11 protein-coding genes are annotated in these 11,688 nt (G+C 60.8%); 10 read left to right on the top strand and 1 reads right to left on the bottom strand.

All coding sequences use genetic code 11. The annotated features are described in order from the left end of the window. The first annotated feature begins 19 nt into the window (after nt 1-19). The 9 genes from AC0Z8Z_RS06105 (at nt 20) to AC0Z8Z_RS06065 (ending at nt 8,704) form a co-directional block, all read left to right on the top strand. On the top strand, nt 20-1,234 hold the full coding sequence (locus tag AC0Z8Z_RS06105; RefSeq protein ID WP_485618420.1) for a methyl-accepting chemotaxis protein: 1,215 nt from the start codon (nt 20-22) through the stop codon (nt 1,232-1,234). Nucleotides 1,235-1,243: 9 nt separating this feature from the next. Then, entirely contained in the window at nt 1,244-1,612 is a 369-nt protein-coding gene (locus AC0Z8Z_RS06100) for a response regulator (RefSeq protein ID WP_122537040.1), read from the top strand. 23 nt (nt 1,613-1,635) lie between these two features. After that, nucleotides 1,636-1,923 carry an STAS domain-containing protein gene (locus AC0Z8Z_RS06095; RefSeq protein WP_485618419.1) on the top strand — a complete coding sequence of 96 codons (288 nt, stop codon included), beginning with the start codon at nt 1,636-1,638 and terminating at the stop codon, nt 1,921-1,923. Nucleotides 1,924-1,991: 68 nt separating this feature from the next. Then, a complete protein-coding gene (locus AC0Z8Z_RS06090; RefSeq protein WP_485618417.1) occupies nt 1,992-4,046 on the top strand; it encodes a chemotaxis protein CheA in 2,055 nt (684 codons plus the stop codon). A gap of 29 nt (nt 4,047-4,075) precedes the next feature. Then, on the top strand, nt 4,076-5,734 hold the full coding sequence (locus AC0Z8Z_RS06085; protein WP_485618415.1) for a methyl-accepting chemotaxis protein: 1,659 nt from the start codon (nt 4,076-4,078) through the stop codon (nt 5,732-5,734). A 36-nt stretch (nt 5,735-5,770) separates the two neighbouring features. Further along, entirely contained in the window at nt 5,771-6,310 is a 540-nt protein-coding gene (locus AC0Z8Z_RS06080) for a chemotaxis protein CheW (RefSeq protein ID WP_485618413.1), read from the top strand. 9 nt (nt 6,311-6,319) lie between these two features. Then, nucleotides 6,320-7,129 carry a CheR family methyltransferase gene (locus AC0Z8Z_RS06075; RefSeq protein WP_485618411.1) on the top strand — a complete coding sequence of 270 codons (810 nt, stop codon included), beginning with the start codon at nt 6,320-6,322 and terminating at the stop codon, nt 7,127-7,129. After that, a complete protein-coding gene (gene cheD / locus AC0Z8Z_RS06070; RefSeq protein WP_485618409.1) occupies nt 7,126-7,659 on the top strand; it encodes a chemoreceptor glutamine deamidase CheD in 534 nt (177 codons plus the stop codon). Before AC0Z8Z_RS06075 ends, cheD begins: the two co-directional genes overlap by 4 nt. After that, nucleotides 7,622-8,704, top strand: a complete 1,083-nt coding sequence (locus AC0Z8Z_RS06065; RefSeq protein ID WP_172612177.1) for a protein-glutamate methylesterase/protein-glutamine glutaminase — start codon at nt 7,622-7,624, stop codon at nt 8,702-8,704. Before cheD ends, AC0Z8Z_RS06065 begins: the two co-directional genes overlap by 38 nt. A gap of 41 nt (nt 8,705-8,745) precedes the next feature. On the opposite strand, the gene AC0Z8Z_RS06060 is transcribed toward AC0Z8Z_RS06065, so the two are convergent. Then, nucleotides 8,746-10,050 (bottom strand): tyrosine-type recombinase/integrase, encoded by a 1,305-nt coding sequence (locus AC0Z8Z_RS06060; RefSeq protein WP_485618406.1) that lies wholly within the window; start codon nt 10,048-10,050, stop codon nt 8,746-8,748. A 1,180-nt stretch (nt 10,051-11,230) separates the two neighbouring features. On the opposite strand from AC0Z8Z_RS06060, the gene AC0Z8Z_RS06055 reads away from it, so the two are divergent. Beyond that, nucleotides 11,231-11,587, top strand: a complete 357-nt coding sequence (locus tag AC0Z8Z_RS06055; protein ID WP_485618405.1) for a hypothetical protein — start codon at nt 11,231-11,233, stop codon at nt 11,585-11,587. Nucleotides 11,588-11,688: the final 101 nt, after the last annotated feature.

Raw genomic sequence — 11,688 nt, 5'->3', positions numbered from 1 at the left:
TTGTTCAAGGATCGAACCCATGACCCAGCGTCAATCCATTCGCATTGCCCCTTCTCTTCATCCGCGTGTTCTCTGGTTCGCTTTGATTCCGGTCGTGCCTGCCGTTGCATGGATACTCGCCCAGTCAACCTCTCTCCCCAACCTCATCGCGTGCGCAGCGCTGGTTCTGATCGGCCTCGGCGCAGGTGCCTGGAGTGCTGCTTCCCAGCGTAACGTGGTGCTGCGAGCCACGGCTCGGGCGCAGGCGGAGCAGTCAGAGGCGGACGCGGCGAGCAACGGCATGACCTCGGCCGTACAACTCAATGAGGTGTTGCTGGGCGCCATGCCGATCTGGGCCCGGCAAGTGGAAAGCTCTCGGTATCAGACCGAAGAAGCGATTGTGAATCTGACCAACCGGTTCATCGGCATCGCCGCGCGATTGCAGGAAACGGTTCAGGCGTCCCAGCGCGCTGCTGGCGAACTCGACGGGCAAACCGCAGACGGGGCGCTTGAAGTGCTGTCCCTCAGCGAAAGCGATTTAAGCCAAGTGATCAATTCGCTCAAGGCCGCTCAGACCAGCCGTGACCAGACCCTGGCCCAGGTGCGCGGCCTCACGGCCTACACCGGCGAACTGCGCACCATGGCCGCGGACGTAGCGGCGATCGCCGCGCAGACAAACCTCCTGGCCCTCAACGCAGCCATTGAAGCGGCGCGTGCCGGTGAAGCCGGTCGCGGCTTTGCCGTGGTGGCCGACGCAGTGCGCAGCCTGTCGAGCAAATCCAGTGAAACCGGCCAGCAGATGTCGGCCAAGGTCGACATCATCAATAACGGCATCACCCAGTTGGTGCACGCCGCATCGAGCAGCGCCGATCAGGACAGCCAATCGGTGGCGGCGTCAGAAAACAGCATTCAAGTCGTGCTCGAGCGCTTCCATAACATCACCGGGCGCCTGGCCGAATCGGCGGACCTGCTCAAGCAGGAAAGCCGTGGCATTGGCGATGAGATGACGCAGGTGCTGGTCGACCTGCAATTCCAGGACCGTGTGAGCCAGATCCTCAGCCACGTGCGGGACAACATGGAAGATTTGCATGGCCACCTGCTCCAGGCGAACGAGACCCCGGACCAGGCGACGTCCCTTGATGCCCGCCAATGGCTGGCGCGCATGGACGCCACCTACGCCACTGACGAGCAGCGGCGCACCCACCGTGGCGAGACGCCCGTGCAGCAGAACTCTCAAGACATCACCTTCTTTTAGGAGCTCATCATGGCGAAGAATGTATTAGTGGTCGACGACTCCAGCAGCGTGCGGCAAGTGGTAGGCATTGCCTTGAAAAGCGCCGGTTACGACGTGATCGAGGCGTGCGACGGCAAGGATGCGCTGGGCAAGCTCACCGGGCAGAAAGTGCACCTGATCATCAGCGACGTGAACATGCCCAACATGGACGGCATCACCTTCGTCAAGGAGGTCAAGAAACTGGCCAGCTACAGGTTCACGCCGATCATCATGCTGACCACCGAATCCCAGGAATCAAAAAAGGCCGAGGGGCAGGCGGCGGGCGCAAAAGCGTGGGTGGTCAAGCCGTTTCAGCCCGCACAGATGCTGGCAGCCGTGTCGAAACTGATCCTGCCCTGAATCCTTGCGCGGAGGAGGCTGCGATGCCGATCACCCTCGAAACACTCGACGACAGCACCTGCGTCAGCATTGACGGGGAGCTGACGATCTACACCGTCGCCGAGCTGGCGGGCGAGCTGTTGCCGCAGATGGGCGGCGCGCCGCGCCTGATGCTGGACCTCTCGCAGGTCACAGAAATGGATGGCGCGGGGCTGCAGTTGCTCGCGGTCATCCAGCGTGAAGCCGAGACCGCTGGCACCGCCTTAAATGTCATCGGCCAGAGCCTGGCGGTCACGCAGGCCCTTGAGCTGTGTCGCAAAGCGGCCTCATAGCCAGGCCGCCACCGCGCCAACCCCAGCCACGTTCATTGCACGTTCATTGATAGACAAGGAAGGTCCAGGTGAGCATCAATCTCGACCAGGCATTGCAGACATTCATCGTCGAGGCCCACGAACTGTTGCAGGTCATGGAGCAATCCCTGCTGCAACTGGAAACCGAACCTGACGACCAGGATGCCATCGGTGCGATTTTTCGTGCCGCGCACACCATCAAGGGTTCGGCAGGCCTGTTCGGCCTGCACCCGGTGGTCAGCTTCACGCACATCGTCGAGGACGTACTCGACCGACTGCGCGACGGCAGTGTGGCAGTCGACTCTAGGCTGATCGCGGTGCTGCTCAAGTGCGGCGATCATATGCTGGAGCTGATCAACGTTGTCGCCAGTCGCGGAGAGGCGCTTGAGCCTGCGGCCCTGGAGCGTGAAGCGGCGTTGCGCGAGGCGTTGAGCAGCTATCAGGCGGCGCACCCTGTCCCCGATGCCAGCGCTCAAGACACTCAAGAAAGCGTTGACGGCGGCGCAGACACGTCCGCCGAGGTGCTCTGGCATATCTCCCTGCGCTTCGGCGTGGAGGTGTTTCGCAATGGGATGGACCCGCTGTCGTTCCTGCGCTACCTGGAGACTTTGGGGCAGATAACGCAAGTCACGACCCTCACCGACACTATTCCGGCACTGGACAGCTGGGACCCGGAAAGCTGCTATCTGGGTTTCGAGATCGACCTGCGCTCGACGGCCAGCCACGCCACCCTCAACGAAGTATTCGACTTTGTGCGGGACGACTGTGAGGTGCGCATCGAGGCCATCGACGAAGCGCCCCACAGCGCTGTGTCCATCGGCAGCGAGCTGGTTGCTCAGGCAGAGCTGGGCCCACTGACCGCTCCGGTGCAACGTCTGCCGGCGGCCAGTGAACCGAAAGCCCGGGACGGCAACTACGTGCGCGTCAATGCCGACAAGCTGGACGAACTGATCAACCTGGTCGGCGAACTGGTGATAGCGAGCGCGGGTGCCAGCCTGTTGGCCCGTTCCTGTCACAACGACCCGCTGCAAGAGGCGACGTCGACGGTCTCGGGACTGGTGGAGGAGATCCTCGATGGCGCACTGCACCTGCGCATGATTCCCATCGGCGACACGTTTAACCGCTTCCGCCGCGTGGTGCGCGACATCAGCCAGGAGCTGGGCAAGGACATCGAGCTGAGCATCAGCGGTGCCGAAACCGAACTGGACAAGACCGTCGTCGAGAAAATCGGCGACCCCTTGATGCACCTGCTGCGCAACGCCATGGACCACGGCATCGAAAGCGCCGATGCCCGGCGCGCTGCCGGCAAGGCGGGGAAGGGCCATCTGAGCCTGAATGCCTACCATGACTCGGGAAGCATCGTCATCGAAATCGCCGACGACGGCAACGGACTCAACCGCGAACGAATCCTGGAGAAGGCTCAAGAGCGCGGGCTGGTCGCCAGCGGTGCGGTGCTCTCAGATCAGGAGATCTACAACCTGATCTTCGAGCCGGGTTTCTCAACCGCCGAGGCGGTGACCAATCTGTCGGGCCGTGGCGTCGGCATGGACGTGGTCAAGCGCAACATCACGCTGCTGCGCGGCACCGTCGATCTGGACAGTCGCCCGGGGCAGGGCACCGTGGTGCGCATTCGTTTGCCGCTGACCCTGGCGATCATCAATGGGTTTCTGGTCGGCATCGATGCATCGACCTACGTGATTCCGCTGGACATGGTTCAGGAATGCATCGAGCTGGACGAACACCAGCGCCAGTCAAGCCGTGACAAGGGCTACCTCGACCTGCGTGGCGAGGTGTTGCCACTGGTGGACCTGCGCGACCACTTCAGCCACGAAGGCAGCGCCGGCCGACGCCAGAATGTGGTGGTGGTGCGCTACGCCGAGCACAAGGCCGGGCTGGTCGTCGATGACCTGCTCGGAGAATTCCAGACCGTGATCAAACCGTTGGGCAAGTTGTTTGGCGCACTGCGCGGCATCAGCGGCTCGACCATATTGGGCAGTGGCGCGGTGGCCCTGATCCTCGACATACCGGCATTGCTCAATCAAATCGTACAACTGGAAGCCCGCACGACCCAGGCCTCTTATTCGCCGACCGTTGTCGCTCGCTGACGTATTTGCAACACCATGGAGGTTTCACGATGAAATGGTTCTACGATCTAAAGATTTCCACCAAGTTGATCAGCTCATTCCTGGTGGTCCTGGCCCTCACTGCCGCAATGGGCGTCTTCGCCATTCATCAGCTAGGGGGCGTCAACCAGGCTGCTCAGGACATCCGGGGTAACTGGATGCCGTCCATGCGCGCAGCGGCAGGCATGCGTTTTTTTGCCGCCAGCTATCGCCTGAAAGAAAATCGCTCCATCGGTACCGAGGTCGCCGAAGAGAAGGCCCAGGCCGAGCGGGAAGCCACCGAAGCCCGCCAGCAGTTTGAAACCCGCATGGGCACCTATGAGAATCTGCTCTCGAACGAGGAAGATCGTCAGCTTCTGGCGGCAGCGAAAGGCGCTTGGGCTACCTACCTCGCAACCAGCAATCAGCTGTTCGAACTGTCCCGGCAGAACCAGGAGGACCAGGCGCGCAGCTTGCTCAGGGGTGAGTCGAAGGTGCGTTTCGAAGACCTGACCAACCGCCTGCAGAAAATGGTCGAGCTCAATGAGGCTGGCGCGACGGCTGCCGGTGACAAGGGCTCTGCGCTGTACGAAGGCGCCCGCTGGGCGATCATTGCGGCGCTGATCGCTGCGTTAGTGATCGGTCTGGGCCTCGCCGTGTTCATCGCGCGCATCATCTCGCGTCCGCTGAGACAAGCCGCCACCGCCGCCGAGCAATTGGCTGAAGGTAATCTCAGTACGCCCATCGAACCGGGGACGAAAGATGAAACCGGCATGGTGCTCAACGCCATGCGCAACATGGTCGGCAAGCTGGGACACATCATCGGCGAAGTGCGCAACGCCGCAGACAACCTGGCCAGCGCCTCCGAGCAGGTCAGCGCCACCGCGCAATCGATGAGCCAGGCGACCAGTGAACAGGCCGCCAGCGTCGAGGAAACCAGTGCCTCGATCGAGCAGATGAGCGCCAGCATCAACCAGAACACCGAAAACGCCAAAGTGACCGATGGCATGGCCAGCAAGGCCGCCAAGGAAGCCACCGAAGGTGGCGATTCGGTGCAGCAGACCGTCGTGGCGATGAAGAAAATCGCCCAGCGCATCAGCATCATCGATGACATCGCCTACCAGACCAACCTGCTGGCCCTCAACGCCGCTATCGAGGCCGCTCGGGCCGGTGAGCATGGCAAGGGGTTCGCGGTGGTCGCGGCCGAAGTGCGCAAGCTGGCCGAACGCAGCCAGGTCGCCGCCCAGGAAATCGGCGAGCTGTCTTCCAGCAGCGTCGACATGGCGGAGAAGGCCGGCAAGTTGCTCGGTGAGATGGTGCCGTCCATCAACAAGACCAGCGACCTGGTGCAGGAAATCAGCGCGGCCTCCGAAGAGCAGGCCGCCGGCGTCGCGCAGATCAATACGGCGATGACCCAGCTCAACCAAGTGACCCAGCAGAATGCGTCGAGCAGCGAGGAGCTGGCCGCCACCGCCGAAGAAATGAGCAGTCAGGCCGAACAGCTGCAACAGGCGATGAGTTTCTTCGTGCTGGATTCAACGCCCAGGCCTGCCGCCCAAAGCAGCAGCGTGGACAACGCCGGCAGCAAGCCGAGCCATCAGCCGCCACGGGTGAAACCGCAGCCGCCGCGCAAAGCGTTTGCGTACAGCATGGCCAGCGCCCCGGATGAATCGGAATTCACCCGCTTCTGATCACAAGCATCAATGCGGGATTACAGGGAGAACGACATGGGCGCAGTGACGACCACTCGGCAAACCGCGGTTGCGGTGGATGAGGACGCGCAGTACCTGACCTTCATGCTCGGCGGCGAAATGTTTGCCATCGGCATTCTGGGGATCAAGGAAATTATCGAATACGGCAGCCTGACCGTGGTGCCCATGATGCCCGCCTTTGTGCGCGGGGTGATCAATCTGCGCGGCGCGGTGGTGCCGGTGGTTGATCTGTCGGCGCGCTTCGGACGGGCCAACTCTGCAATCACCCGGCGCTCCTGCGTCATCATCATTGAGGCGAGCACCGACGAGGGGCAGGCGCAGGACATCGGTTTGCTGGTCGACACCGTGGCTGCGGTGCAGGAGATTCCGTCCACACAGATTGAGCCGCCGCCCAGCTTTGGCGCGCGTATTCGATCCGATTTCATCAGCGGCATGGCCAAAGTCGATGGCAAGTTCGTGATTGTGCTGGACGTGGACAACGTGCTGTCCATCGATGAGATGTCCAGCCTTGCCGAAGCCGGCCAGGCTCCGGCCCTTGATCTCGACCCACGTTGAGGCCCGAACATGGCAGATACCGCTACCATCGATGATCGTGAGTTCGGTCAGTTCCAGAGCTGGCTGTATCGCGCGGCCGGCATCAACCTGTCGCCCGCCAAGAAAGCACTCGTGGCAGGGCGCCTGTTCAAGCGCCTCAAGCATTACGAGCTGCAGAGCTATGGCGAGTACTTCAAGCTGATCATGAAGGACGAACCCAAGGGCGAACTGCAGGTTGCCCTGGATTTGCTGACCACCAACGAGACTTATTTCTTCCGCGAGCCCAAGCACTTCGACTTCCTGCGTCAGCAGGTGCTGCCCAAAGCCGCGCCGGGCAAGGTGTTTCGGGTATGGAGTGCGGCCAGTTCCTCGGGTGAAGAGCCCTACAGCCTGGCGATGACCCTGGCCGAAGGCCTGGGGACCACGCCCTGGGAGGTGGTCGGCTCGGACATCAGTACCCAAGTGCTGGCAAAAGCGCGCAGCGGCCATTACGCCATGGGCCGTGCCGAGACGTTGCCTCAGCCGCTGCTGGTCAAGTACTGCCTGAAAGGCATCGGGCGCCAGGAGGGCACCTTCCTGGTCGACAAGGCATTGCGCAGCCGCGTCAATTTTGTCCAGGTCAACCTCAACGAAGCGCTGCCCGCCCTCGGTGAATTCGAGGTGATCTTCCTGCGCAATGTGATGATTTATTTCGATCAGCTGACCAAGACCCAGGTCGTCGCACGAATGCTGCCGCTGCTTAAATCGGGCGGCTACTTGATCATCAGTCATTCAGAAAGCCTCAACGGTGTTAACGACATCTTGAAGCTGGTGGCGCCCTCGATTTATCGAAAGCCATGAAAATGCCTGTCGGCGCCGCCGAAGTGGTATTGGCCCCTGGCCAGGTCAGTTTCGCGACGCGTCCCACGCGCTTGCGCACACTGCTCGGTTCCTGCGTGGCGATCACTTTCTGGCACCCGCAACGGCTGATCGGCGGCATGTGTCACTTCATGCTGCCAGGACGCCCGCGTCACGATCAGCCGCTGGACGGCCGATATGGCGATGAGGCGCTGGAGTTGCTGCTTCGACACGCGCTTATCAACGGTACTCAGGTTCAGGATTACCAGATCAAGCTGTTCGGCGGCGGCAGAATGTTTCCCGATCAGCCGCGCGACCTGCGCACGCAAGATGTGGCCAGCCTGAATATTCGCGCAGCGCTGGACCTGGCCGAGCGTTACCACCTGCACCTGACGGCTCAGGACATGGGCAGCACCGGTCACCGCACGATCATGTTCGACCTGTGGAACGGCAACGTCTGGGTTCGGCACCAACCAATGGGAACACTTCAACACGATGCCTACCAAAAAAATCAGCGTTCTGCTGGTCGATGACTCGGCCGTGGTGCGCCAGGTGCTGATGGCCATCCTCAGCGACACACCCGATATCCATGTCATGGGCGCGGCGTCCGACCCGATTTTCGCCATGGACAAGCTCGCCCGGGAATGGCCCGACGTGATCGTGCTGGACGTGGAAATGCCACGGATGGACGGGATCACCTTTCTCAAGAAAATCATGAGCGAGCGGCCAACGCCAGTTGTGATCTGCTCCTCGCTGACTCAGAAAGGCGCTGAAACCTCTCTGCAGGCGCTGTCGGCAGGCGCAGTCGAAATCATCACCAAACCCACGACCGGGTTGAAGAATTTCCTGATCGAATCGGCGGCCGAGCTCGTCGCAGCGATACGTGCTGCTGCACATTCCAACGTCAGAAACCTGGGAAAGCGCAGCGCCAGCCCGGCGCCGTTAGCCGCGCCGGCAGGGAAGTTGACTGCCGACGCCATCCTCCCGGCCGCCAGTGGTCACGCCATGGCACAGACCACCGAACGCATCGTCGCCATCGGCACCTCCACCGGCGGGACCCAGGCGCTGGAAGCCGTGCTCAAGGCTCTGCCAAGGGTCTGCCCGGGCATTGTGATCGTGCAGCACATGCCCGAGAAGTTCACGGCCTCCTTTGCCGAGCGGCTCAACAGCATCTGCGCGATCGAGGTGCGCGAAGCACGTAACAACGACCGCATCCTGCCCGGCCTGGCGCTGATCGCACCCGGTGGCAAGCACCTGATGGTCACCCGCAGTGGCGCTTATTACCACGCCCAGGTCATCGACGGCCCTCAGGTGAATCGCCATCGACCTTCAGTGGATGTGCTGTTTCGGTCGGTAGCCAAGTTCGCCGGCAAGAACGCCACCGGCATCATCATGACCGGCATGGGCGACGACGGCGCGCGCGGTCTTAAGGAGATGCTCGACGCCGGCGCCGCCACCGTTGCCCAGGATGAGGCGAGCTGCGTCGTGTTCGGCATGCCCAAGGAGGCCATCAAGCTCAACGCTGCCCAGCGGATCATGCCGCTGGAGCATATTCATCAGGCGATACTGAACGGCTAGCCTGGCCGCCGGCCTTCAGTTTCCGGCCAGGCAATGAACGATCACGATCGTTCTTTCATGGGCAGACGCTTGACCGAGTACGCCCGCTTTTCGTCCTCGGAGTTGTAGTAGACGTTCTGCGTCGTGCTGAGGCTGTTATGGCGCAGATCGACTTGCAGATCCTTCATGTCGCGGTGCGGCGCGTCGAAGGTGGCCGAAGTGTGCCGCAGCCAGTGCAAGGACGCAGCGCGCAGACGGCCGACGTCTTCATCCGGCCAATGCTCTGCTTGCATGCGCTGCAACGCGCGATCGAATACTTCCTGCAGCAACACGCGGATATGCCGGTCCGACAGCCCGGCGCGACCGCGCTGCGTGGCGATCAGCGGCGTGCTTTCACGGAAGCCGGGCAGGGGAGACAGCCCCTGATGCAGGCGCCAGCGCTTGAGGTAGTTTTCGACATAATCGTCGCGCACGCTGATTTTGCCGGCTTTATTGCCTTTGCCCACCACGTGGTACCACCAGTTGCCGGCGCTGTCCTTGCGCAGATCGCCCATGGTCGGTTTCCAGTTGTCGCGGCCCACCAGATCGGACACCCGCAGGTACATGGCAAAGATCGTCGCCACGATGAACAGCGTGCGCTCGTACTTGGTGTCTTCGGCGGCGAGCAACTCGGCGGTCTCCAGCACGAAATCCCATTGCAGCGAGGTCAGGATGCGCGTGTCCTGATTATCGGTGTTGCGCTCCTTGTATTTGCTCTTTTGCTTCACCGCGCGAAACGGGTTCTGCTCACAGAAACCTTCGTCGATCGCGTGCTGAAAAAAACTGCCGCATACGGCGAAGATCTGCGCGACAGAGCCTTGGGCCAGCCGATACGTGTCCTGAAGGGCGGGCCGGTTTTCTTCCTGCGCGCGCTTGCGTTCTTCCTTGGCGACGGTCTGGCTGAACGGCCGCCAGTCGGGGTTGAGCACGTAGGTGTCTGTTGCGGTTTTCTTGCGTGCACCCAGGCGGGTGAAGCGGGATTTGACCACCGGGCCCACCCAGGCGGGGTCAGGCGCCAGGCAGAACTCCATGAAGCTCTCGGCCTGAGTGCGGCGCATGGCGAGGAGGGGCGTCCTGGATTTGAGCATTGTCCAAAGCAGCAATCGCTCGACGTGGGTGCGGTAGGAATTAAACGTGGATTCATTGCCGGCGTAGGATTTGAGAAAGCTGCGCACGGCGCGGTAGCCTTCGATGGCCTGAGTCTCGGCGGGGAACTGCTCGAGATATTCACGGATCGCAGGAAGCTCTTCCTTTAAGGAGCTGAAGTTGAGCTCGCCAAACTTCGCGTAGGTTTCGAACAAGGGATGAGGTGACGAGGGCGCGGGCATGGGAATTCGCTTGGTGGCAACGCGGAAGGTGTCGGCATGATCAGGCAGGATGGGCGTAGATGCAATATCCGGGTCTGACAGTTATCGGATATTGCATTTGTGGGTTGGGGTGTGTTAGCGGGGTTGCCTGGATCCATCGATGGGTTTGGTGGAATGGTCTGGGACTTACACGCTAATTCTGCCGTTACCTTTGCTCGGGCGGCATGTGCCACTGAGCGCTTGGGCGAGTTTAAGCCCATAAGCATGGCGATTTTGCGGATTATCAGGCGCTGTTACAAATGCGCCGATGCTCTGCAGGGCTTGCTCTACGTGGGTTTCAGGGCAACTTCGGGCGTTGGCGACCACGTTGAGAGGTATTGGGGACTGCCAGTTACCGGGTTTGGGTGGCTGACCATTGGAGGCGTCCTGGTTCAGACCTCGGGCGGCTGCATCTGGTGCGGGGTTCCAGCATGGGTATCCAGGGCTGCTGTTCAAGATCCTGGGGATGAGCTTCCAGTGTCGTTGACATGCAGTGCCGTAGGTCTGGAGATCTGCGCCGCGTGACACGGGATTTGTGGTGCGTGCGTTGGCGATGCGTAGAGATCGACGCGTGCTGGATGCGCGCACTCGGCACCGATGGGGTCATAAGTGTCGACAACGCTCGCAGGTTGCTCAAAGCGGATTCGAATGCGGCGTTAACTTTGCGTGGTGTGGTGTGGTGTGCAGGCAAGGCTTGATCACAGTTGTTGGATCAGCAAGATTGGAGGAAGCGGTGAGCCGCCAGCACTCAAGATGAGCCTTGATGTCAGCATGGCGGATGGCGGATGGCGGATGGCGACATAAAGGCACGACAGCCATAGCGTTCGATTCTCGCTCCAACCGCCCTGGGAACGTAATATCAGGTTACGCATAATGTATATTATGTTAAATTATGAAACACTTTACCTCATGCATCCGCCCAGCCGCCTATTGACAGCTGGCCTTTGACATCGGCCTCACGCTTGTCATACCAACGTGCTCTTAAGCAAAATGTCGGTCAGCTCGTAACGTCTTTCGCAAGGATCGGGCACGTATTCACGGATGGAGCATGAATCATGTCACTGCACAGCGCTGCCACAGCTCCATTGCCAAAAGCTAACTACAGTCTTGGCCGCGTCTTTAAATCGTTTCAACGCACCTTCGCTTGCTTGGTTACTCTCTCATGACGCTCACAGCCTGGATCACGGTCTTCCAATGGGGCTTGGGGATTGTCGGCGCACTTGTGCTGGTCCCTAATACCGCAATGCCGCCAGCATCAAAGAACGTGGACCACCCCTCAAGATTCTGGCGAGTCTTCTTCAGGGTCATGGCCGTCTTGGCGAGCAACCTTTTCTCGTGGTTCGTTACATGTATCTTGATAATCCAGGTGTTCGGAGATCTCGATACCGGTGACATGCCCGAGGGCATCCGCGCCCTGCTGACGCTGATCCTTCCGCTGCCCTTACTTTTGGTTTTCTATTGGCTGATCGTCAAAGCGGCGCGCAAGGCCGAACGCGATCGATCCATGCCTTCACACTAGCTTTCGCTAAGTGGCTTGGTCGAACGGGCAATGGGAATAATTTGCTTATTGCTGCCGGGGTTAATACCCAGCGCGCTCAAAAGAGACAGCGAATCAAAAGA

Source organism: Pseudomonas sp. 1L-C-7-B-C1, assembly GCF_057291635.1.
This window is presented reverse-complemented; position numbering and strand designations above follow the sequence as displayed.